18 protein-coding genes and 2 pseudogenes are annotated in these 22,620 nt (G+C 72.9%); 13 read left to right on the top strand and 7 right to left on the bottom strand.

What is annotated here, in order from left to right:
• Positions 1–194 precede the first annotated feature (194 nt).
• From ACODT5_RS10450 to ACODT5_RS10440, 3 genes are all read right to left on the bottom strand, one after another.
• The gene (locus ACODT5_RS10450; protein WP_422518893.1) at positions 195–965 is read right to left on the bottom strand and encodes a 4'-phosphopantetheinyl transferase family protein; all 771 of its coding nucleotides are present in this window, start codon (positions 963–965) and stop codon (positions 195–197) included.
• A gap of 64 nt (positions 966–1,029) precedes the next feature.
• The gene (locus tag ACODT5_RS10445; protein WP_422518892.1) at positions 1,030–1,533 is read right to left on the bottom strand and encodes an iron chaperone; all 504 of its coding nucleotides are present in this window, start codon (positions 1,531–1,533) and stop codon (positions 1,030–1,032) included.
• A 72-nt stretch (positions 1,534–1,605) separates the two neighbouring features.
• Positions 1,606–2,061 carry a carboxymuconolactone decarboxylase family protein gene (locus ACODT5_RS10440; protein WP_385367506.1) on the bottom strand — a complete coding sequence of 152 codons (456 nt, stop codon included), beginning with the start codon at positions 2,059–2,061 and terminating at the stop codon, positions 1,606–1,608.
• A gap of 217 nt (positions 2,062–2,278) precedes the next feature.
• Here ACODT5_RS10440 and ACODT5_RS10435 point away from each other — a divergent pair, with 217 nt between their 5' ends.
• From ACODT5_RS10435 to ACODT5_RS10420, 4 genes are all read left to right on the top strand, one after another.
• On the top strand, positions 2,279–4,741 hold the full coding sequence (locus ACODT5_RS10435; RefSeq protein WP_422518891.1) for a tetratricopeptide repeat protein: 2,463 nt from the start codon (positions 2,279–2,281) through the stop codon (positions 4,739–4,741).
• 326 nt (positions 4,742–5,067) lie between these two features.
• Positions 5,068–5,364, top strand: a complete 297-nt coding sequence (locus ACODT5_RS10430; RefSeq protein ID WP_422518890.1) for a hypothetical protein — start codon at positions 5,068–5,070, stop codon at positions 5,362–5,364.
• Between the two features lie 177 nt (positions 5,365–5,541).
• On the top strand, positions 5,542–6,366 hold the full coding sequence (locus ACODT5_RS10425) for an inositol monophosphatase family protein (protein ID WP_422518889.1): 825 nt from the start codon (positions 5,542–5,544) through the stop codon (positions 6,364–6,366).
• A 194-nt stretch (positions 6,367–6,560) separates the two neighbouring features.
• On the top strand, positions 6,561–7,982 hold the full coding sequence (locus ACODT5_RS10420; protein WP_422518888.1) for a phytoene desaturase family protein: 1,422 nt from the start codon (positions 6,561–6,563) through the stop codon (positions 7,980–7,982).
• Between the two features lie 60 nt (positions 7,983–8,042).
• Here the strand turns inward: ACODT5_RS10420 and ACODT5_RS10415 are convergent, their stop codons facing one another.
• Together ACODT5_RS10415 and ACODT5_RS10410 are read right to left on the bottom strand one after the other, a co-directional pair.
• The gene (locus tag ACODT5_RS10415) at positions 8,043–9,206 is read right to left on the bottom strand and encodes an FUSC family protein (protein ID WP_422518887.1); all 1,164 of its coding nucleotides are present in this window, start codon (positions 9,204–9,206) and stop codon (positions 8,043–8,045) included.
• A 36-nt stretch (positions 9,207–9,242) separates the two neighbouring features.
• A complete protein-coding gene (locus ACODT5_RS10410) occupies positions 9,243–10,382 on the bottom strand; it encodes an inorganic phosphate transporter (RefSeq protein WP_422518886.1) in 1,140 nt (379 codons plus the stop codon).
• 331 nt (positions 10,383–10,713) lie between these two features.
• Between ACODT5_RS10410 and ACODT5_RS10405 the strand changes: the two genes are divergently transcribed.
• From ACODT5_RS10405 to ACODT5_RS10395, 3 genes are all read left to right on the top strand, one after another.
• Positions 10,714–12,156 (top strand): MFS transporter, encoded by a 1,443-nt coding sequence (locus tag ACODT5_RS10405; RefSeq protein WP_422518885.1) that lies wholly within the window; start codon positions 10,714–10,716, stop codon positions 12,154–12,156.
• Positions 12,157–12,166: 10 nt separating this feature from the next.
• Positions 12,167–12,658 carry a MarR family winged helix-turn-helix transcriptional regulator gene (locus tag ACODT5_RS10400; protein WP_422518884.1) on the top strand — a complete coding sequence of 164 codons (492 nt, stop codon included), beginning with the start codon at positions 12,167–12,169 and terminating at the stop codon, positions 12,656–12,658.
• Positions 12,659–12,720: 62 nt separating this feature from the next.
• Positions 12,721–13,230 (top strand): O-acetyl-ADP-ribose deacetylase, encoded by a 510-nt coding sequence (locus ACODT5_RS10395; RefSeq protein ID WP_422518883.1) that lies wholly within the window; start codon positions 12,721–12,723, stop codon positions 13,228–13,230.
• Positions 13,231–13,350: 120 nt separating this feature from the next.
• On the opposite strand, the gene ACODT5_RS10390 is transcribed toward ACODT5_RS10395, so the two are convergent.
• Positions 13,351–15,528, bottom strand: a complete 2,178-nt coding sequence (locus tag ACODT5_RS10390; protein ID WP_422518882.1) for an MMPL family transporter — start codon at positions 15,526–15,528, stop codon at positions 13,351–13,353.
• 7 nt (positions 15,529–15,535) lie between these two features.
• Positions 15,536–17,140, bottom strand: a complete 1,605-nt coding sequence (locus ACODT5_RS10385) for an acyl-CoA dehydrogenase family protein (protein ID WP_422518881.1) — start codon at positions 17,138–17,140, stop codon at positions 15,536–15,538.
• A gap of 500 nt (positions 17,141–17,640) precedes the next feature.
• Between ACODT5_RS10385 and ACODT5_RS10380 the strand changes: the two are divergent.
• The 6 genes and pseudogenes from ACODT5_RS10380 to ACODT5_RS10355 form a co-directional block, all read left to right on the top strand.
• Positions 17,641–17,862, top strand: a pseudogene (locus ACODT5_RS10380) (macro domain-containing protein); the annotation flags it as partial.
• 394 nt (positions 17,863–18,256) lie between these two features.
• A complete protein-coding gene (locus ACODT5_RS10375; RefSeq protein ID WP_422518880.1) occupies positions 18,257–19,363 on the top strand; it encodes a molybdopterin-dependent oxidoreductase in 1,107 nt (368 codons plus the stop codon).
• A 69-nt stretch (positions 19,364–19,432) separates the two neighbouring features.
• A complete protein-coding gene (locus tag ACODT5_RS10370) occupies positions 19,433–20,785 on the top strand; it encodes an MBL fold metallo-hydrolase (RefSeq protein WP_422518879.1) in 1,353 nt (450 codons plus the stop codon).
• 30 nt (positions 20,786–20,815) lie between these two features.
• The gene (locus tag ACODT5_RS10365) at positions 20,816–21,667 is read left to right on the top strand and encodes a sulfurtransferase (RefSeq protein ID WP_422518878.1); all 852 of its coding nucleotides are present in this window, start codon (positions 20,816–20,818) and stop codon (positions 21,665–21,667) included.
• 13 nt (positions 21,668–21,680) lie between these two features.
• Positions 21,681–21,953 (top strand): annotated as a pseudogene (locus ACODT5_RS10360) (macro domain-containing protein); the annotation flags it as partial.
• Positions 21,954–22,020: 67 nt separating this feature from the next.
• The gene (locus ACODT5_RS10355; RefSeq protein WP_422518877.1) at positions 22,021–22,578 is read left to right on the top strand and encodes a TetR/AcrR family transcriptional regulator; all 558 of its coding nucleotides are present in this window, start codon (positions 22,021–22,023) and stop codon (positions 22,576–22,578) included.
• Positions 22,579–22,620 lie beyond the last annotated feature (42 nt).

The following is a 22,620-nucleotide window of genomic DNA, read 5'->3' as shown; positions in this document are numbered from 1 at the left end:
AGGAAATCTGCATCCGCGAGGACGGTCGTCCACGGGGACGTCGGAGCCGGTGAGGCTTACGGAAGCCGCGATCACGCCCTTCGGCAGGGCGTTGAGCAGCAGTTCGAAGTCCTCGGGCACGGCCTGCCCGTATCCGTCGTCCTCCGGTCGCCCGGGGGCGGCCAGGCCGAGCAGCCGGACGACATCGAGATGGTTCACGGGTTCCTCGTGCCTCTTACGGGCACGTGAGCAGGCGCGTGCGCGGTCACGGCCACGGCGGCGGTGAAGCCCGGGGGGACGTCCACGTCCGTCAGGGCCCATCCCGGCAAACCGTCCGCCGGGGCCTCGCCGGTGCCCACGTAGTCGAGGGCGAGGCCCCGGGCGAGCCCGACTCCCAGGCCCTTGAGGTAGGACTCCTTGCGCACCCAGACGCGGCCGAAGGCCGCGGGGCGTTCCTCCGGGTCCAGGGCTTTCAGCTCCGCGGCCTCCCGCGGGTGCAGCTGCCCGGCCAGTTCGCGTACGGCCGATGCCAGGAGCGGCGCCTCCACATCGGCTCCCACCGGCACCGGGCCCAGCGCGAGCAGCGCGAGCCGGTCGCTGTGCGACAGGGAGAAGTGGACGGGCCCGTCCTCGGACACCGGCCGTCCGTGGGGGCCGCCGCACGAGGGGCAGGGTGCGCGGGTGATCCGTACCCGGCCCGGGGCGAGGCCCAGCCAGGCCCCGAGCAGCACCCGCAGCGCCACGTGGGAGGCGACGTAGCGGCGCCGGTCCACCTCGCGGACGAAGGCGGCCGCCCGCCGGTGCTCGGCCGGGTCCAGGACCTCCGGGGCCAGCCGGGCCGCCGCACTGCCCTGCTCGTCGGTGTCGACCAGCCACACGGCCGTCGAGGCGGCCGGGGGCGACGGCGCGGCGGGCGACGGCGCAGAGGGCGGGGGCGTGGCGGCCGGGGGCTGCGAGCCGATCGTGAGGACACGGGGCTTGATCACGATCGACGTTCTCCTCCGTCCGGCGCCGGCTGTCGGCAGGACTGGGTAGCGGCAGGACTGGGTATCAGTGTGCCGCGCTTTTCACGAGCGTGGCGATCTTCTCCTCGTCCGCGGCCGTCAGCCGCGTCAGGGCGTAGGAGGTCGGCCACATGGAGCCCTCGTCGAGGTGCGCCTGGTCGCTGAAGCCGAGCGTCGCGTAGCGCGCCTTGAACTTCTCCGCGCTCTGGAAGAAGCAGACCACCTTGCCGTCCCGGGCGTACGAGGGCATCCCGTACCAGAGCTTCGGCGCGAGGTCGGGCGCGCTCGCCTTGACGATCGCGTGGATCCGCTCCGCCATGACCCGGTCGGAGTCCTGCATTTCGGCGATCTTCTCGATGACGTCGGCCTCCTCCGCCGCCGCCTTGTCGGCGCGCGATCCGCGGCGGGCCGCCGCCTTCAGCTCCTTGGCGTGATCCTTCATCGCCGCCCGCTCCTCCTCCGAGAAGCTCGTGGACGGGCCGGCGGACGGGGCCTTGGCCGGGGCCGTGGCGGGGGTCGTGGTCTTGGCGGACTTCTGGGTGTTCGTCATGGCGGGGTTCCTCACGGCAGTTGGGGTGGTGGACGGGATTTTCATCCTGGGAAGGGAGGCGGTCCGCGCCCCCTATCCCCACGCGCCGGCGATCTGGCGGGTCGTGGCGTTGAGCCGGTTGAACATGTTGGTGACACCGATCATCAGGACGATCGCGGCCAGCTGCTTCTCGTCGAAGTAGGTGGCGGCCGTGTCCCAGACCTCGTCGCTCACCGCGTCGGGACGGTCGGCCAGCCGGGTCGCGGCCTCGGCGAGCAGCAGGGCCGCCCGCTCCTCCTCGGTGAAGTACGGGGTCTCGCGCCAGGCGGCGACCGTGGCCAGCCGCTCATCGCTCACCCCGGCCTTGCGGGCCGACTTGGCGCCGCCGTCCACACAGGCGCTGCACCCGTTGATCTGGCTCACCCGCAGGTGCACCAGCTCCAGGATCTGCCCGTCCACTCCACCGGAGTGCACTGCCTTGAAGATGTCCTGGATGGGCTGCATCGCACCGGACAGGACGACGGCGGGGTTCTGCATACGGGACTGCATCTCGGTGTGCTCCTCTGCTGGGACTCGCTCTTGCGGTCTCCGGGTCTTCCCGGTTTCCGGCTCCCCCCTCGGGGTGTGACTCCATAACAGCCGCCGCGGCCCGCCGCGGCGATGGCGGTGGGACACCCTGGGACAGGCGGAACATCCTTGACCAGCGCAGATGCGGCCCCGGATAATTCAGGCGCGGCGGGACAGGGATACGGGGGGAACCGTGGACATGGAACGGCGGACGGCCGAGGCCGACCCGCAGGACGAGCTGGCCGCACGGCTGCGGCTGCTCCAGGAGCTGTCCGGGCTCGGGGTACGGGCCCTCGCGAGGGATGCGGGACTGAGCTCCTCCTCGCTCTCGCGCTACCTCGGCGGCCAGACCGTGCCGCCCTGGCCCGCGGTGCTCGCCCTCTGCCGACTGGTCAAACGCGATCCGCGCCCGCTGCGCCCCCTCTGGGAACTCTGCTCCGCCAACCCGCTGCCGGCGCCCCCGAAGGCCAGCCGCCAGGTCCAGCCGAGACCCCGCAACGATCTGCCGCGCGACGTACCGGACTTCACCGGACGCGAGGCCCAACTCGCCTCCGTGCTCGCCGCGGTGGACAGCCACCGGGGTGTCGCCGTCGACGGCATGGCGGGCGTCGGGAAGACCTGCCTGGCGGTGCACGCCGCGCACCGGCTCGCCGACGACTACCCGGACGCCCAGCTCTACGTGGACCTGCACGGATTCACCGAGGGCCGGGACCCCCTCGATCCCGGCTCCGCGCTGCGGATGCTGCTCGGAGCGCTCGACGTGCCGTCCGAGAGGGTCCCGCAGGAGGGCCTGGAGCAGCTGTCGGCCTGCTGGCGGGCCGAACTGGCGGGCCGGCGGGCCGTCGTGGTCGTCGACAACGCGGTCGACGCGGACCAGGTCCGCCCGCTGCTGCCCGGCGCCGGCGACTCCGTCGTCCTGATCACGAGCCGCAACCGGCTGCTGGGCCTGGACGAGGTGCCCCCGGTGTCGCTGGACGTGCTCAGCCCGCGCGAGAGCGCGGAGCTGCTGGCGCGGGCCAGCGGAGACCCCGGCGGCCCCGAAGGCCGCCTCGCCCGCGAACCGGACTCCACCGCCGAGGTGTTGCGACTGTGCGGCCACCTGCCGCTGGCCCTGCGGCTGGCCGCGGCCCGGCTGCGGCACCGGCCGGGCTGGACGGTGGGCATCCTCGTGGAGCGGCTGGCGGAGGGGGCGAGCGAGTTCGACACCGCCTTCGCCATGTCCGTACGGCAACTGGACCGGGGCCAGGCCCGGTTGTTCCGGATGCTGGGCATGCTGCCCGGCGGCTCCTTCGACGCCTACGCGGCCGCCGCCCTGGCGGACGTACCGCTGCACCGTGCCCGGGAGGCGCTGGAGGACCTGGTCGACGCACACCTGGTCCAACAGCCGACGGCGGGCCGCTACCGGCTGCACGACCTGGTGCACCAGCACGCGCGCGGCGCCTGCGCGCAGCAGGACTCCGAGGCCGACCGGGAGCGCGCGCTGGGCCGCTTCCTCGACTACTTCGTGCACGCCGCGGCCGCGGCCGACGCCGCGATGCCGGTGCTCTCGCCGGGACGGCCGCCCACCGCGGGCCGGGCACCGGCCGCGCTGCCGCGGTTCGCCGACAAGAACGCGGCCTGCTCCTGGCTCACTTCCGAGTACGAGACGATGATCGCCGCCTTCGAGACGGCGGTCGCCGTCGGGGCCGACGCGCACGTGTGCGAGCTGCCGCGGTTCCTGCGCGCGTACTTCGTACGGCGCTGCGGCACGACCCACCTCAACCACCTCTTCGAGCGCTCGCTGGCCGCCGCCGAACGCCTGGGGGATCCGCTGCGGCTGGCCGAGGCCTACAGCGACCTGGGCTTCGCTCGCTACAACGCGGGCCGGATGGCCGAGGCCGCGGCCGCGTACGAGGCGGCCGGCCTCCGGGTCGCGCAGACGGGGGACACCCGCTCGGAAGCCGAACTAACCCTGCGCCGCGGCTATTTGAGCTGGGACCAGGGGGGCCGGGGAAGCGCCGAGGAGCCGCTGGAACTCTTCCGGCTGGCCGGGAAGCTGTACGGGGAAGCGGGCCTCCCGGCGGGCGCGGCCCACGCGGCCGCCTCGGAGGCCTGGGCGCTGCTCCAGCTGGGAGACCGCGAGGAGGCGGCGCGGCGGGCCCGGGAGGTGCTGGACGTCTCCCACCCGGACCCCGCGTGGCCGCCCACGCTGACGGCCCGGATCACCCTCGGCATGGCCATCGCGGCGGAGTCGCCCGAGGAGGCGTCGGAGCACCTGCACCGGGCGCTGGCGCTGGCCCGCGAGGACGGGCACGTGAACAACGAGGCGTGGTCCCTCAACTGCCTGGGCGTGGGGCTGCGCCGGATGGGCCGGTACGAGGAGGCCCTGGCCAGCCACCGGGAGGCGTTCGCGCTGCTGGACGAGCTGTTCGAGGAACACTGGAAGGTCCGGTTCCTGGGCGGCTACGCCGAGACCTGCCGGCTCGCGGGACTGCCCGAGGAGGCCCTGCGCCTGCACCGGCAGACGCTGGAGCTGGCCCCGGGGCTCGGCTACCGGCACGAGGAGGCGCTGGCCCACGAGGGGATCGCGGTCCTGCTCGAGGACAAGGACCCGGCCGCGGCCGCCGAGCACCGCACTGCGGGACGCTCGCTCCTGGAGGAGCTCGGCGCGGGGGCGCGCTGAGCGCGACGCCCGCGGGGCGAAGGGGACTAGGCCGTCTCTTTCGGATCTTGCCGGGCCCGCGCCGCCCGGCACCGCACCTCGCCGCGCTGCCGGGGCACCCGAGTACGTCCAGTACGCGGGAGCCCCGGCAGCACGGCGAGGCACGGCACCGGACGACGCGGACCTGACCGACAAGATCCGAAAGAGACGACCTAGGGCCGGTCCGGGCCCGTCTCCGGGACCGGCCGGGCGGATCCTCCCGATGCTGTTGCAGGACTCCGGCGGGGCCTGACAGCCTGTTCCCGAGCCGGCCCGACCAGGGGCCGGCCGGAACCGGGGGGACCAGCATGAACACCAGAGCCGCCGCGATAGCCGCCACCGTCACCGCCACCGCCGCCTTCGCCCTGGCCGTGCTCGGCGCGGCCCCGGCCTTCGCCGACAACCACATCAGCGTCGCGCCGCAGGGCCAGGACGGCGCCTTCGAGCACGCGGCGCCGCAGTTCGGCACGTTCGGCGACCAGGGCCCGAAGTTCCTGACGGAGGGCGACTTCGAGCACCTGAGCCCGCAGCACATGACGGACGGGGCGTACGAGCACGTCGTCCCGAGGACCCTCCTCGTCGTGGGCGACCTCGCCACCAACTAGGTCGGAGCGGGCCACGGGGCCTCCCGCCCCGTGGCTCCCCGTGGCTCGCCGTAACTCCCCGTGTCCTCCCGGGCCGCCGCCCGCCCGTCGGCGCGTTCACCCGCGGTCCACCCCGGGTCCGGCCGCCCGTCGGGCCGGGCGGTGGGGATTGTCAGCCGGGCGTGCTTTGCTGGAGGCATGATCGATGAATTCCTCGCCCGGAACCTGTCCGATGTCGACGAAGCCGTTCGCAAAGCGGCGGCGATCGAGATCATGCCGAGATTCCGCCAGCTCGCCGACCACGAGGTGGACCAGAAGAGCGGCCCGCACGACCTGGTGACGGACGCCGACCGCAAGGCCGAGGAGTACCTCACGGCCGCCCTGACCCGGCTGCTGCCGGGCTCGGCGGTGGTGGGCGAGGAAGCGGTGCACGCCGACCCCGGGGTGTACGGGGCGCTGCGCGCCGAGGCCCCGGTGTGGATCGTGGACCCCGTGGACGGGACCCGGCAGTTCGTGCACGGGGACGCGGCGTTCTGCACCCTGGTCGCGCTCGCGCACCGCGGGGAGCTCCTCGCCTCCTGGACCTTCGCGCCGGCGCTGGAGGAGATGGCCACCGCCGTGCGCGGACAGGGCGCGTACGTCAACGGCGAGCGGATCCTCAGCGGTTCGCCGGAGCCCGGCGCCGAGCTGCGGGTCGCGACCGCTCACCCGCTGTACACCACCGAGGAGGAGCGCCGGATCCTGGCGCGCCTGGACGTCCCCGGGGTGGTCTCCCGCGCGTGCGGTTCGGCGGGCCTGGAGTACCTGAAGGTGGCCCGGGGAGAGATGGACTGCCTGGCCTTCAACTGGCCCTCGGCCTGGGACCACGCGGCCGGGCTGCTCCTGGTCGCCGAGGCGGGCGGCTCCCAGAGCACCGTCGACCGGGTCCCCTTCCGGGTGGACCGGGACAACGCCCTGCCGTTCGCCGTCGGCCGGGACGAGGCCACGACCGTACGGATCCGGGAGCTGCTGCGGGGCGAGTGAGCCCTAGGGTCTGTCGTCAAACTCCCGTCGTCGCCCGAAGGGCAGTCGGGAGTTTGACGACAGGCCCTAGGTGGGGCCCGGCCGAGCCGGCCGCTGAGCCCAGGGTGAACGGAGTCGGCGCGGATCGCGCAGTCCGCCTATGGACAGGCGCAATACCCTGGGGGCGGTGGCGCCGCCGGACGAAGGAGTCGCAAGTGCCGTCGATCCTCGATGCGGTCGTGGTGGGGGCCGGGCCCAACGGGCTCACGGCCGCCGTTGAACTGGCCCGGCGCGGCTTCTCGGTGGCCGTCTTCGAAGCCGCGGACACCATCGGCGGCGGGGCCCGGACCGAGGAGCTCACCCTCCCCGGCTTCCGGCACGACCCCTGCTCGGCAGTGCACCCGCTCGGCGCCGGTTCCCCGGTCTTCTCCACCATGCCCCTCAAGCGGTACGGGCTGGAGTGGCTGCACGCCCCGCTGCCCATGGCACACCCCTTCGACGACGGCACGGCGGCCGTGCTCTCCCGCTCCGTCGCGGAGACGGCCGCGTCCTTCGGCGCCCGCGACGCGGGCACGTACCGGCGGCTGGTCGAGCCGTTCCTCGGCAAGTGGGACACCCTCGCCCGGGACTTCATGTCGCTGCCGGACACCGCGCTGCCCCGTGACCCGCTCACCCTCGCCCGCTTCGGGCTGGCCGGGCTGCCGCCCTCCACCTGGCTGCTGAGCCGCTTCCGCGACGACCGTGCCCGCGCCCTGTTCGCCGGCCTCGTCGCGCACGTCATCGCCCCGCTCGGCGGGATCGGGACCAGTGCCGTCGGCCTGGTCTTCGCCCTCGCCGCGCACGCGAACGGCTGGCCGATGCCGCGCGGCGGCTCGCAGTCGATCTCCGACGCGCTCGCCGGGTACCTGCGCGACCTCGGCGGGACCGTCCACACCGGCTTCGAGGTCAAGCGGCTCGACGACCTGCCGCCGGCCCGGGCGTACGTCTTCGACACCTCCCCGACCGCGCTGGCCCGCATCGCCCGCCTGGGCCGCGTCTACGACGGCTACCGCTACGGCGCCTCCGTGTTCAAGCTGGACTACGCCCTGGACGGCCCCGTCCCCTGGACCGCCGAGGAGCCGCGCCGGGCCGGCACCGTACAGATCGGTCCGCGCACCCGCGACATCGACGCGGCCCTGCAGCTGGCCTCCGGCGGACGGGTCCCGCGCACCCCGTTCCTCATCGCCGCCCAGCCCAGCCTGGTCGACCCCGGCCGGGCGCCCGAGGGCAAGCACACCTTCTGGGTGTACGGGCACGTACCGGCGGGCTGGGACGGCGACCTCACCGAAGCCGTCGAGCGCCAACTGGAGCGCTTCGCCCCCGGGTTCCGCGACCTGGTGCTCGCCCGCGCCACGGCGGGCCCGCCGCAGCTCGCCGCCCGCAACCCCAACTACGTCGGCGGCGACATCGCCTGCGGGGCGGCCTCCGGGCTCCAGCTCCTGCTGCGCCCCAAGCTCACCCTGTCCCCGTACAACACGGCCCACCCGGCCGTGTTCCTGTGCTCCTCGGCCACCCCGCCCGGCCCCGGCGTGCACGGCATGTCGGGGCACAACGCGGCCAAGGCCGTCTGGCGCCACCTGCGCGCGAAGGGCGCCTGAGGGGCGCCTGAGGGGCACCTGAGGGCGCGCTCCGCACCCGCCCGGGGGGCTCGGGACGGCCTACCCGAAGGCGCCCTTGTGGGGCCCGATCGAGGGGTCGAGTTCGTGGAGCATCTTCCGGGCGTCCTCCAGGATCCCGGCGGTGCACAGGACCCGCCAGTCCGCGTAGCCGGGGGACTGCGCCAGCGCGGTCCGCAGGAAGCAGGTCTCGGCCTCGCCGAGCAGCTCTGCCAGGCGGGCCCGCACCTCGGGCGAGGGGGCGGCCTCCCGTACGTGTACGTCGGCCAGGTCGCCCAGCATCGCGGCGAGCGCGGCCAGCACCCCGTCCAGCCCGGCCGGTGCCTGCGCCCGCAGGGGTAGCAGGTGTTCGTCGTGCTGCGCCCAGTGCAGGGCCGGCGGGCGGCCTTCGCGGAAGGTCAGGTTGTACAGGCCGCGGGTGATCCCCCGGACCTGGTGGCCGACGTGGTCGAGGCACTGGGTGGCTTCGGCGAGCCGGTCCAGGCGGGGCCGCGCGAGCCGGCCGCGCGGCCGCCAGCGGACCGCGTCCTCCGCCTCGCGGACGGCCTGGCGCACCGTGTCGAGCTCCTTGGACAGGGAGCGGGCGCGCCGGACCCAGTCCCCGGTGCGCGCGGACCAGTCGTCCCCGGCCAGGTCCCGGGCGATCTCGGCGAGCAGCGCGGCCATCTGCCGGTTCAGGCGGGCCAGTTCCTCGCCGGCGCGACGGGTGAAACCGGGCGCGGGCAGTGCGAGGCCGACGCACGTGCCGACGAGCACGCCGACGACGTTGTCCTCCAGCCGGGCGGCCCCGTACCCGAAGGTGGTGGCGGCGCCCATCACGAGCACGGCGGTGAGCGCGATCTGGTGCATCTGCGAGCCGAGGTTCATCACGCGCCCCGCGTACATGCCGGCCAGGACCACGAGGACGACGCTCACCGTGTTCGTGCCGATCGACGCGGTGGCCGCCGCGCCGAGCAGGAAGCCGAACAGGATGCCGGCCGCCCGCTGCAGGCTCTTGCGCGCGGTGGCGAAGGGCGTGGTCTGCGTGGCGAGGATGGCGCCGACGGGGGCGAGCGAGGCCGACTCGGAGTGCAGGAGCACGGAGGCGATCCACCAGGCGAGTCCCGACGAGACCGCGGCGCGCAGGACCATGCTTCCGTCGCCGAAGCCGGCGGTCATCCGGGACCGCAGGCTCCCTGCTCCGACCGTGATGCCGGGTACCTTCATTTTCGGGACCTTACGTCACACATTGCGCGGTCGGGTTCAGGCGGCGGCCGTCTCCGGCGCGACGCTCCGCGCGGTGACGGCCGTACGGCGGGAGCGGGCCCAGAAGGCGAGGGTCGCGCACAACAGCAGGGCGGCCGTGGTGTCCTGGCCCCAGGCGCCCTGCTCCGTGAGCAGGACGGCCAGGGCGGCGACGATCCCCGCGGCGGGCAGCGTGAGCACCCAGGACACGAGCATGGCCCGTACGGTCCTGCGGCTCAGCACTCCGCCGGGGGTGGCGAGCCCGGCACCGGCGACACTGCCGGTGACGGCGTGCGTGGTGGACACCGCGAAGCCCAGGTGCGAGGTGGTCAGCAGCACGGCCGCCGCGCTCGTCTGGGCCACGCAGCCCTGCCGCGGGCCGAGCCGGGTCAGGCCCGTGCCGAGCGTGCGGATGATGCGCCAGCCGCCCGTGCAGGTGCCCAGGGCCATCGTGAGCCCCGCGGCCGCGATGACCCACAGCGGGGGAGCGGACCCGGCGGGCAGGGAGCCCGCCGTGACCAGCGTCAGCGTGATCACGCCCATGGTCTTCTGCCCGTCGCCGGTGCCGTGCGCCAGGGAGACGAGGGCGGCCGCGAGCACCTGCCCGGCGCGCGCGCCGCGGCCGCCGGCTCCGGCCCCGGGCCCCGCGGCGCCCTCACCGCGCCCCGGACCGCGCAGGCGCCCCGCCGCCCGTGTGGCCGCGTACGCCACGAGCCCGCCGATCAGCGGAGACAGTGCGGCCGGGACGAGGATCTTGCCGACCACGGCCGTCCCGTTGACCCCCTGGAGGCCCACCGAGGCGACGGTGGCGCCGATCAGCCCGCCCACGAGGGCGTGCGAGGAGCTGCTGGGAATTCCGAGCAGCCAGGTCGTCAGATTCCACAGGACCGCCCCCGCCAGCGCCGCGAGGATGACCGGCGGACGTATTCCGGCGTGCTCGTCGATGATGCCCCCGGAGATCGTCTTGGCGACCGCCACCGAAACGAACGCGCCGGCGAGATTGCACACCGCGGACATGGCCACGGCCACCTTGGGCCGCAATGCGCCGGTGGCGATGGCCGTGGCCACCGCGTTCGCCGTGTCGTGGAATCCGTTGGTGAAGTCGAAGAGCAGGGCCACAGCGATGGTGATCGCGATGAGCGTCGTGGAGGAGTCCATGAGTGCGTGTCTCTGCGAGTCTCTGCGAGTGGAGTGGGACGTCAGAACCATAGGCGCGCCGAACCGGACATATCGGCCTCCGCGGTGAACGGAAAGCGAATAAGGCGGCGTTAAGTATAGGGAGATAAAAATGCCGGGAAAATCCGTAAAGAAATCCTCGGCAGATTTCCCGCGAACCCGTGGTGAAAGCGGCGTTCCGGCCTTACGGCCTCCGCGGTCCGGGCCTTTCTTCCTTTCTTCGGAATCCGACGGATCGGTGTCCGATGTAATCTGAAGGTGTGTGGGGGATCCGGTGAGTCCGGTACGACCGGCACGAAGGGAGGAGCCCCTCATGGCCTTCTCGTCCATCCCCGCCCTGCCCGCCCTCCTCGTACGGGAACGGCCCCGGCCCGCCTGGGTGCGCTCGCGCGCCGGCGCCTGGCGACTGGCGGTGGCCACCGTGTGCTTCGGCGCCTTCATGGGCCAACTCGACGCCAGCATCGTGACGATGACCTACCCCGGGGTCCGGGCCGAGTTCGGGGTTCCCCTCGCGGGCGTCGAATGGGTCTCGCTGGCCTATCTGCTCACCCTCGTGGCCCTGTTGGTGCCCGTGGGCAGGCTCTCCGACGCCCACGGCCGCAAACTCTCCTACCTCTACGGCTTCGCGCTCTTCACCACGGCCTCGGCGGCCTGCGGCCTCACCCCGACCCTCATCGCCCTCGTCGGATTCCGGGTGGTCCAGGCGGTGGGCGCGGCCATGCTCCAGGCCAACAGCGTCGCCCTGGTGAAGATCAGCACGCCCGCCGCACGGCTGCGGACCGCCCTCGGCGTCCAGGCCGCCGCCCAGGCCGTCGGGCTGGCCCTCGGCCCCACCGTCGGCGCCGCCCTCGTGGCGGGGCTCGGCTGGCGCTGGACGTACTGGATCAACGTGCCCGTCGGGCTGATCGCCCTGGCCGCCGGGCACTACCTGCTCCCGCGCACCCGCGACCGGGCCCCCGCACGGCGCTTCGACCGGGCCGGAGTCCTGTGGCTCGCCACCGCCACCGCGGCCCTGCTGGTCGCGCTCAGCTCCCTGTCGGGGCTGCACGTGCCGCCCTGGACGGGACCGGCCGCCTGCGCGCTCGCCCTCGGGGCCACCGCCGCACTCGTCCGGCAGGAGCGGCGCGCCCCCGCACCCCTGCTCGACCCCGCGCTGCTGCGGACCCCCGCGGTCCGGGGCGGGCTCGCGGCGGCGCTGTGCGGATACCTCGTCCTGTTCGGCCCGCTGGTACTGGTACCCGTACTCCTCCTCGGATCCGGGCACGGCGTGCTCGTCGCCGGAACGGCCCTCACCGCGCTGCCCGCCGGCTTCGCGCTCGGCGCGGTGGGCGGTGACCGGGCCCTGCCCGCCGCCGTCACCGACCGCGCGCGCTGCCTGTACGGATCGGCGCTCACCGGCTGCGCCCTGGCCGCCCTGCTCTTCCTGGCACCCGCGCCCGCGCCGCTCGCCTGCACGCTCGGCGTACTGGGCCTCGGTCTGGGCCTGTTCGCCCCCGCCAACAACGCCCTGGTGATGCGGGCGATACCGAAGGACGCTCCCGGCACCGGCGGCGGCCTGATCAACATGGCCCGCGGGCTCGGCACCGCGATCGGCGTCGCCCTCGTCACCCTGGCCCTGCACACGGGCGCCGGGGGCGGCGGCGGACGCCTCGCGGTGCTGATCCTGTTGGCCGCGGCCGTCGTCATGGCCGCCATGGCCGCCACGGGCTCCGGGCGCGGCGGTGCGGGAGCCCCGGCCGCGGCGGAGCGCGAGTAGCGTGGTCGGCATGTCACCCATGCAGGATGCGGCCGGTGACCCGGACGCGCGGCCCGGCGAGGGCTCACCCGAAGCCCGGGCGCTGACCGCCGCCGTCACCCGGCTGCGCCGCGCGCTGCGCGCCTCGATCCGTACGGACTACCCCTGGGAACAGCTCCCCATGGCCCAAGTGGAACTCCTCCAGGTCTGCGTCGAACACTCCCCGGTCCGCGTCAGCGAACTCGCCGCCCGCACGCGCCTGGCCCAGTCCACGGTGAGCGGCCTCCTCGGCCAGCTCGCCACGAACGGGCTGGTCCGCCGCGAGGTGGACAGCGAGGACCGGCGCGCCGCCGCCGTCAGCGCCACCGACACCGGCCGGCTCCGGCTGGCCGCCTGGACCCGCGCCCACGAACGCCGCCTGGAGCACGCGCTGACGGCCCTGCCCGACGCCGACCGTACGGCGCTCCGCGCGGCCCTGCCGGCCCTGACCCGCCTCGCCGCCCGCCTGGAGGAGGCGGATTAATCGGCGGCGTGCCCGCACGGACCCCCGGTAGCGTGCGGGCATCCGCGAAGGAAGGAACCCCGATGCCGCGCATCACCCTCGTCCAGGGCGACATCACCGCCGAGGCGGCCGACGCCGTGGTCAACGCCGCGAACTCCTCGCTGCTCGGCGGCGGCGGGGTCGACGGAGCGATCCACCGGCGCGGCGGCCCGGAGATCCTGGCGGCCTGCGAGGACCTGCGCCGCTCCCACTACGGCAAGGGGCTCGCGACGGGCCGCGCGGTCGCCACCACCGCCGGCCGGCTCCCGGCCGGGCACGTGATCCACACAGTCGGCCCGGTCTGGTCGCGGGACGAGGACCGCACCGGGCTGCTCGCCTCCTGCTACCGCGAATCACTCCGGGTGGCGGACGAGCTGGGCGCCCGTACGGTGGCGTTCCCGGCCATCTCCACGGGCATCTACGGCTGGCCCATGGACGACGGCGCCCGCATCGCGGTGGAAACGGTGCGCGCCACCGCCACGTCGGTGGAAGAGGTGCGCTTCGTCCTCTTCGACGCTGCGGCGTACGCGGCCTTCGAAGCCGCCCTGGGCTGATGCGACCCGGTCTGGAGGATCTGCCCTGCCGGAGTCCCCCATGACGGAACCGGTGGGGCGGTCGTCACAGTTCATGTGGCGGCCGCCCCTTTTCGCGGACGGCGCGAATTCCTCGACGATTCAACTGGGTGTGACGTCGAGTCCCGCCGCGGCCTTGCGGTCCGAATCGGCGGGCTCCGGACGGCGCGCGGCCGGGAGGGCCGGGACGTCGTCCCTGGCGCCGGGGAACCACCAGTTGGCGCCACCCAGCAGCCGCATGGACGCCGGTACGAGGACCATGCGGACCAGCGTCACGTCGACGACCAGCGCGACGGTCATGCCGATGCCGATCAGCTTCAGGAAGCCGATCCCGCCGGTGGTGAAGGTGGCCACCACGACGATCAGCAGCAGGGCCGAGGAGGTGATGATCCCGCCCGTCCGCTGCATCCCGACGGCGATCGCGGAGGTGGCGTCCCCGCTCCGCCGCCACTCCTCGCGGATGCGCGAGAGCAGGAACACCTCGTAGTCGGTCGCGAGTCCGAACAGAAGGACCGTGATCAGGACCAGATTGCTCGCTTCGAGGGGGCGCGCGGTGAAACCGAGCAGGCCGGCCAGGTGCCCGTCCTGGTAGGCCCAGACCAGGACGCCGAACGAGGCGCCGATGGAGACAAGGTTCATCAGGATGGCCTTGAGCGGCAACAGTAGCGACCGGAACGCGGCCATCAGCAGCAGGAGGGTGGAACCGCAGACGAGCAGCGCGAGCAGCGGCAGGCCCTCGGTGATGGCCTCTGACTGGTCCTCGACCTGGGCGGCGAGACCGGTGACCTGGGCGCCGGGCAGTGTCCTGATGTCCCGCACGAGCTGCCGGGTGCCCTCCCCCTGTTCACCGGCCGAGGACAGCACGCGCAGCAGGGTCGCGTCGGGGCCCGCCGCCAGGGGTGCGACGGCGGCCACCGATGGCATCGCGCCGATCCGGGCGGCGAGGGACGCGGCTGCTTCCGGGGTCCCGTCGGCCATGACGAGCAGCCGGCCGTGGCCACCGCCGGGGAAGTCTGCCGCGAGGCGCTCGGCGACGACCCGGCTGCTGGTTCCGGAGGGCAGCACCCGTTCGTCGACGGTCTCGAAGGAGGCGTGCAGGAACGGCGCGGTCAGCACGGCGAGGACTGCGAGGGCACCGAGCCCGTAACCGGCCGGCCGGCGCATGACGGCGCGAGCGGCCCGGTCCCAGCTCCAGCGGCGGCCCGTACGGGGGCGGTCGGCCGATGGGCCGACGGGAAGCAGGTCGATCCGGTGTCCCAGTACGGCTAGCACGGCGGGCAGCACGACCAGGGTGCTGAGCATCGCGATCGCGATGGCGGCGCCGCCGCCGTAGGCGATGCCGTGCAGGAAGGGCAGCGGGATGGTGAGCAGGCCGGCCAGGGCGAGCAGGACGGTCGATCCGGAGAAGAGGACGGTGCGGCCCGCGGTCGTCATTGTCCGTGAGACGGCGGTGGGGACGTCGGCCCCCGCGCTCAGCTCCTCCCGGAACCGGCTGACCACGAAGAGGGAGTAGTCGACGGCGAGTCCGAGACCGACGATGGTGATCACATTGACGGCGAACACCGAGACGTCGGTGACCTGGGTGAGCAGCCGGGTGACGGTGAACGCGCCGAGGACCGAGAGCAGTCCCACGACGAGCGGCATGGCGGCGGCGACCACCCCCCGGAAGATGAACAGCATCAGGAGGGAGAGGATCGGCGTCGCGATGATCTCCGCCATGAGGATGCCTTCGGCGGTCAGCCGGTTGAAGTCGGCGAGGGTGGCCTCACGGCCGCCGACGAGTACGCCGACGCCCGCTCCGGGCGCCCGCGCTCCGTCCCGCACGGACTGGAACTGCTCGGCACGGCTCTTCTCGCCGGTCCCGGTGAGGGTGATCACGGCGTAGGCGGACCGTCCGTCCTCGGCCACGTGTTCCGACCGCTGCTCCGGCGCGCCGCCGTCGACGCCCGGCCCGATGTGCGAGGCCACCTGGGCGACCTCGGGGAGCGCGGACAGTTCCCGGATGCTGCGTGCGACGGCTACGGCGGCCGCGGGGTCGGTGACCTTCCCGTCCCCGGTCGCGGAGTACAGCACCACGACGTCGGCGTCCTGCCGCCCGAAAAGTTCCTCGATCTCCCGCGCGGCCGTGGCGCTCGGGCCGCTCGCCGGATAGAAGCCTCCGTCGGTCAGGGAGTCGGTGAGGCGGGTTCCCCAGAGCCCGCCGACGAGGACCACGCCCGCGGCGAGGGCGATGACCAGCAGGCGCGTGCGGACGACGAATCCGCCCAGTGAATTCAGCATGGGTGCCTCACGATCGGCGCAGCAGGACGTCGGACTCCCAGTCGAGTCCGGGAAGGCTCGGCGTTACGTCGCCGATGGAGCGCTGGTACGCGTGCAGGCCGTCGGTGAGGGAGTCCGCGCCGAGGATCCCGAACTGGCGTTGCCGGTCCGAGGCCCGCCGGATCCGGTCCGTCAGCTGGTGCCGCGCCCACTGGTCGGTGTACTGGTCCAGCTCGGTCCCGGTTCGCCGGGCCATCCGCGCGACCGCCGCCGACAGCAGTGCCCAGCAGGCGATCTCGCCGCCCAGCGAGGCCAGGATCTGGCCGTTGCGCTGTGCTTCCCGGCCGGACGACTGCCGCGGGATGCCCCCGAAGACCTCGCGGTGGGCGCGCTCGACCGTCTCCAGGGTGGTCTGGCCGTCGAAGCCGGTCACCAGGAGGTCGGCGAGGACGCCCGGGGCACGGCCGAGCCGTGAACCCAGGTGCATGGTCAGCAGCTCGGTCGAGCCCTCGAAGATCCGGAGCAGCCTGATGTCGCGGAAGAACTGGGACACCTGGTTGGTGTCGAGGTAGCCGCGGGCTCCCATGAGCTGGACACACCAGTCGGCCACCTGGAAGCTCAGTTCGGAGGACACCACCTTGCAGGTGGAGTACACCTCGCCGGGCACCTCACGGCCCGCATCCAGCTCGGCCGCGAGATGCCCGACCAGGATCTCCACGGCCCGGGTGGCCGCCTGGCAGTCGCTCAGGATCTGCTGGACACGCCCGTTCTCGATCAGCCTTCCGGTGGCGACGGAGCGGCGCAGGACGTAGCGTCCGGCGAGTTGGAGGCACCGCTTCATGACTCCGACGCTCCCGGCGGACAGCAGGCCGCGGCCGGCGTGGAAGGCGCACTCACCGACCTTCATCCCCGCGCCCTCCGGGCCGAGGAGGTCCGCCGGGCGCAGTCGCAGTCCGTTGATGTCGATGGTGTTCTGCGGCAGCCCCCGCATGCCCATCGTGGCGACCTCGTGGCGCGGGGTGAACCCTTCGCTGCGGCCCTCGACCAGGAAGGCGGTGATGCCCCGGCGGCGGCCGTTCTCGTCCACCAGCCGGGCCAGCAGTGTGATGTGGCCGGCCCAGGACCCGAGGCTGGTCCAGGCCTTCGTCCCGTCGACGACGTAGCCGTCGGCGGTCCTGCGGGCGGTGGTGGCGATGGCGCGTACGTGGGACCCCGCGCCGGGTTCGCTGGAGGCGATGGTGGCCAGCGAGCGGCCCGTGGCCAGCAGGGGCAACACGGCGGACTTGACCTGCGGGTCCGCGAACCGGTGGATGGGCGTCACACCGACCGCGTTGTGCACGCCCACCACCAGACCGAGATTCAAGTCGATAGCGGCGACCTGTTCGATGACGCGCCAGGCGTCGCGGTAGGAGAGCTGCTGGCCCCCGAATTCCTGCTCGACCTGAAGTCCGAAGAGCCCGGCATTGCCGTAATCGAGAATCGCGCCGGGGGTGACCGTTCTACGGTCGTCCATCACGGCCGAGTTGATCCGACGGGCCCCGTATTCCCGGAGGAATTCGATCATCCGGTCGGCCCGCGCGGAACTCTCGGTGGGCGCGGCTTCCTCAACCCGGTCAAGCTGCTCGATGGTCACGGTCCGGATTTCTACCGGCCCGCGCTGCCTCCGGACAACTCCCACACTCCAAAGGGTTGTTCGTGAATTGTCCAGAAATCACCCCCTGGCGGAAATGGGCGACTGGAGGCGATGACCTACCTGCGGCGTACCGCGGCACGTACCAGCGCCCAGAGCACGGGGCGTTGATCAGGGAGCCGGCCAGGAGTGCACCGTAGAAACCGAACCCCGCCCACGGCCTCGGGCTGTCCTCCGATGTACGGATCCATCGCCCGAGGGGAGGCGGCGGCAGCTCCGAGGGCAGAGGCGCATCGGCGCGGCGGGCGGCTCCCGCGGGGGTGTGTGAGGGCTGCATGGACCGGGTGGGCTGGTGGGGTGTGTTGCCACCCCAGGCGGCCCCAGTGCGGATCGGATCGTTCGGCTTCGTCGAGGCGACGGCGTCGAAGTCGAAGTAGACGTCTGCCGGTTCGGTTCCTTGCCGGGTGCTGTCCAATCGACCAGGCGCGCGGTGACGCACGGCGGTCAGTTCCTGTTACCGGGAGTCGCTGCGGGTCGCCGACGAACTGGGCGCCCGTAGCGTCGCCTTCCCGGCGATCTCCACCGGCGTCTACGGATGGCCGATCGACAACGGGGCGCAGATCGCGGTGCGGACCGTACGGTCGGCCCGGACCGAGGCGGAGGAGGTCCGCTTCGTCCTCTTCGGCGAGCGGGCGTACGCGGCTTTCGCCGCATGTGTGCGTTGACCGCGGCACGGTCCGGGGGATCGTCGTCATCGACGCGCCCGCCGGGACCGGGGCAGTGGCGGGGGTCTCCGTCGGGGCAAGACAGTCCCCGGCAGCCTCGTCGATTCCATGAGCCATCCGCCGTCGCCGATGCCTCCCCTGGTCGACAAGATCTGCCGGGGGCCTGGCCAGAGCCTGGACAAGGGTCACGCGGGCCTCTGGACGTCTCCAGAAGGCGGTGCGGCTCTTTCCGGTATTCCGGTGTATTGATGAGTTTCCTCCCTATTTGTACCAAGTCAAGGGTTTGCTCCACTTCCTTGCGGGCCGGATCCAGTCATGCAGGGCAGGGTCCCGGACGTAAGCTGAAGGAGACCCGCGTCGTGCTCCGGTACGAGCCCGGCGGAAGGTGGATGCCATGACCGCATGGCCGATTTCACGCGGGCCCGGTGCCACGGCCTGGGCACCCGAGACGGTCACGGCCGCCCCGTACAACGCCCAGACGCCGGCGGCCGCGCTGGCCGAGCCGGTCACGCCCGTGGGTGCCTTCTTCGTGCGCGATCACTTCGGCATCCCGCGGACGGCACTTCGCCGGTGGCGGCTGAGGCTCGGCGGCGCCGCGGCCGAGCCCCTCGACCTCGGCTACGACGAGCTGCTCGCGATGGAGCACCGGGAACTGGACGTCGTACTGGAATGCGCGGGCAACGGCCGCAGCCTGATGACACCCCGCCCGCCGGGCCTGCCGTGGAGCCAGCAGGCTGTCGGCTGTGCACATTTCGCGGGCGTGCCGTTCCGCTCCCTTGCCACCCGGGCCCGGATCGAGCCGGCGGCCATGGAAATCGTCTTCACCGGAGCCGACTCCGGCACGGTGCACGGCCGCCGGACGGCCTTCGAGCGCAGCCTCCCGCTCGCAGTGGCGCTCCACCCGGACACCCTCCTCGCCACCCACATGAACGGCGAGCCGCTCGCACCCGAGCACGGGGCGCCGGTCCGCCTGGTGGTCCCCGGCCGGTACGCGGTCGCCGACGTGAAGTGGCTCGTCGAGGCGCGGGCCGTCACGGAGCCGTTCACCGGGGTGTTCCAGGCTGAGGAGTACGTCTACGTCGCGTCGCGCGGTACCCCCGAAGGGCCCGTGACGACGGTGCGGGTCAAATCGCTCATCACCGCACCCGAGCCGGATACGGCCGTCCGCCGCGGTCACGGGACCGTCGTACGGGGCCGGGCCTGGTCGGGCGACGGGGCGCCCGTGCGACGGGTCGAGGTGCGGGCCGAGTGCGAGGACGACGACGCTGACGAGGGCAAAGGCGGAGACCGGGACTGGCGCGACGCCGTGCTGGAGCCGTCGACCGGGCCGTACGCCTGGACCGGCTGGTCCTTCCGGTGGACGCCGCAGCGGCCCGGCCTGTACCGGCTGCTGGCCCGCGCAACCGACGAGCACGGTGACACCCAGCCGCCACGGGCGCCGTGGAACGCCCGTGGGTACGGTTGCAACCCCGTGGCATCCGTCGAGGTGGTCGTCGTATGAGGGTCTCAGGAGACGGCGCGCGCCGCAGGGAACACGGCAGGGGAACGACGATGCCGCAGGGTGATGGAAATGAACGAGATCGAAGTCATGACCACCGCTTCGCTCGGTGACACCAGCTATCTCCTCGTGAGCGGCGACGAGGCCGCGCTGGTCGACCCGCAGCGGGACAGCTGGGGCCTGGTGGAGTCCTGTACTTCCAGGGGGGTGCGGATCCGGTACGTCCTGGAGACGCATGTGCACAACGACTACGTCTCCGGTGCTCTGGAGGTTCGCGCGGCGACCGGCGCCACGGTGGCCGGCCCGGCCCGCGCACCGTACGCATTCGACCATCTCGCGCTGGCCGAGGACGACGAGATCGTCTTCGGGGATGTGACCGTGAGGGCGATGGAGACACCTGGGCACACCGCCGAACACACCTCGTACCTCGTTTTCGACGACACAGGGCAGGCGCCGACGGCCGTCTTCACCGGAGGTAGCCTCCTCGTCGGCAACGCCGGCCGTACCGATCTGTCCGGCGACGACCACACGGAGGAACTCGCCCGCGCGCAGTTCCGGACGCTGCGGCGACTGGCACTGCTGCCGGACGCCACCCAGGTGCTGCCGACGCACGGAGCGGGGAGTTCCTGTGCGGCCGGCCCGGTATCGGCGGACCGGACCACCACCGTGGGTGCCGAGCGGCGCACCAACCCCACGCTGACCACCCAGGACGAGGAGGAGTTCGTCAGTGGGCGGCTGTCAGGCCTGCCTCCGTACCCCGCCTACTACCACCACATGGCGCCGATCAACCGGTCCGGGCCCGGGGTACTCGGCGGCCCGCCCACACTCCGGCCGCTCGTACCGGCCATGGTGGAGGGGCTGGCCGGGGGCGGTGCACAGATCGTCGACGGACGCGACCGCGGAACGTTCGCCGCGGCCCATCTGCCCGGCTCGATCTGCGACGAGCTGGACGACCGCTTCGCGAGCCTGGTCGGCGAGGTCGTGCCGTTCGGTACGCGTCTGGTGCTGGTGCTGCCGGAGCCGGCCGAGGACGCGGCCCACGAGGCGATGCTCCAGCTGCTGCGGATCGGATACGAGAACGTCGCGGGGTATCTGGCGGGTGGCACGGATGCCTGGGCCGCCGCCGGCCGGCCGCTTCGTACCTTCCGTACCGCGGACGCGTCCGAGCTGGCCGGGCATGTCGCCGAGCGCCGGGTGCTCGACGTGCGGCCGGAGCGCCCGGAGGGCGGAATCCCGGGCACGCTCGCCATGCCTCTGGCCGAGCTGCCCCGGCGGCTGGGCGAGTTGCCCCGCGACCGGGAGATCTGGACGGTGTGCGGGAGCGGCCGGCGGGCGACCATCGCGGCGAGTCTCCTCGACCGGGCAGGTATCCCCGTAGCGGCGGTGATCAGGGGCGGCGTGCGGGACCTGATGACACACGTATGACAGTGGAAGAGCTGATGAGAGGAGGGAATCATGGGCACCAACGGCTACGCACATCCGGAGACACTGGTGGACACCGAGTGGCTGGCCGCCCACCTCGACGACGGAACGGTGCGCGTCATCGACGTGGACGAGGACACCACGGCGTACGAACTGGGCCACATCCCGGGCTCCGTGGGCTGGAACTGGACCAAGGATCTGCACACCGCCGTGGGGCGGGACTACCTGGACCGTGAGGCACTCGGGAAGCTGCTCGCCGAGGCGGGCGTCGCATACGACACGACGGTGATCCTGTACGGAGGCAACAACAACTGGTTTGCCGCGTATGCCTACTGGATCCTGCGGCTGCGGGGCTTCGGCAAGGTGAAGCTGCTCGACGGCGGCCGGAAGAAGTGGGAGCTGGAAAGCCGGGAGATGACTCAAGAGGTCAGGAAGTACGAGAGCACCGACTTCACGGTGACGGGTCAGGAGAACCCGCAGTTCCGCGCGCTGCGCGGCGAAGTGCTGGAGAGCGTGGGGTCCGCCGTCCGCATGGTCGACGTCCGGTCCCCGGAAGAGTACCGGGGTGAGAAGCTGGCGCCGCCCCACCTGCCGCAGGAGCAGGCCCAGGTGCCCGGCCACATCCCCGGCGCGGCCAATGTCCCCTGGGCGCAGGCGGCCAACGACGATGGGACGTTCAAGTCGGCCGGCGAACTGAAGGCGCTCTACACAGGGAAGGGCATCACCGCCGACCGCGAGGTCATCGCCTACTGCCGCATCGGTGAGCGCTCCTCGCACACCTGGTTCGCGCTCCACGAACTGCTCGGCTACCCCGACGTCAAAAACTACGACGGCTCCTGGACCGAGTACGGGTCGCTGGTGCGTGTTCCTGTCGAGATGGGGTGACGCGGAAATCCTTCAGACCGTGGGCCCGGTCTGGTCGCGGGACGAGGACCGCTCGGAACTGCTGGCCTCCTGCTACCGGGAGTCGCTGCGGGGCGCCGATGAGCTGGGAGCCCGTAGCGTCGCCTTCCCGGCGATCTCCACCGGCATCTACGGCTGGCCCATGGACGACGGGGCGCGGATCGCGGTGGAGACCGTTCGGTCCGCGCGGACCGAGGTGGACGAGGTGCGGTTCGTGCTGTTCGACGAGCGTGCCTATGAAGCCTTCGCGGCAGCGGTGGATGCCTGACCGCCCTCGCCCCGGTCGGGCCGAGGGAGCGGTTGAAAGAATATGTAGACCGGTCTAGTGTGGCGCCATGGGACAGAAGGGCGCCGAGACGCGGGACCGACTGCTGGACGCGACGCAGGAACTGGTCGAGACCGGGGGCTATTTCAGTGCCGGGCTGAATCAAGTGATCGCGGCCAGCGGCGCGCCCCGGGGCTCGCTCTACTTCCACTTCCCCGGCGGCAAGGACCAGTTGGTCGGCGAGTCCGTCCGGCGGGCCGGGGGGATGATCGGCGACGCCCTGGGGGGCCTGGCCGACTCCAGCCCGTCGGCGGCGGAGTTCGTCGGCGGGGTGCTGCGGCACCTGGGCGACCGGCTGGAGGAGTCCGGCTGGCGCAAGGGGTGTCCGGTGGCCACCGTGGCGCTGGAGATGGCCGCCACCAGCGACCCGCTGCACGAGGCGTGCTCGGAGGTCTACGCCTCGTGGCAGGAGGCCCTGCGCGCACGGCTGGCGGGCCGTCCGGACGCCGACGACCTCGCGGTCACCGTCCTGGCCCTGGTGGAGGGAGCGCTCCTGCTGGCCCGGGCGCACCGCAGCAGGGCGCCGCTGGACAGCGTCTCCCGCCAGATCGGCGTCCTGCTGAGCTGATCCGGCTGATGGCCGATACGGCCCGCCCGCCCTCACCGGCGG

It is taken from the genome of Streptomyces tatrensis, assembly GCF_049310065.1.
Taxonomy (GTDB): Bacteria; Actinomycetota; Actinomycetes; order Streptomycetales; family Streptomycetaceae; genus Streptomyces.
The sequence above is the reverse complement of the archived record's forward strand: the minus strand, read 5'-3'. Positions and strand labels throughout refer to the sequence as shown.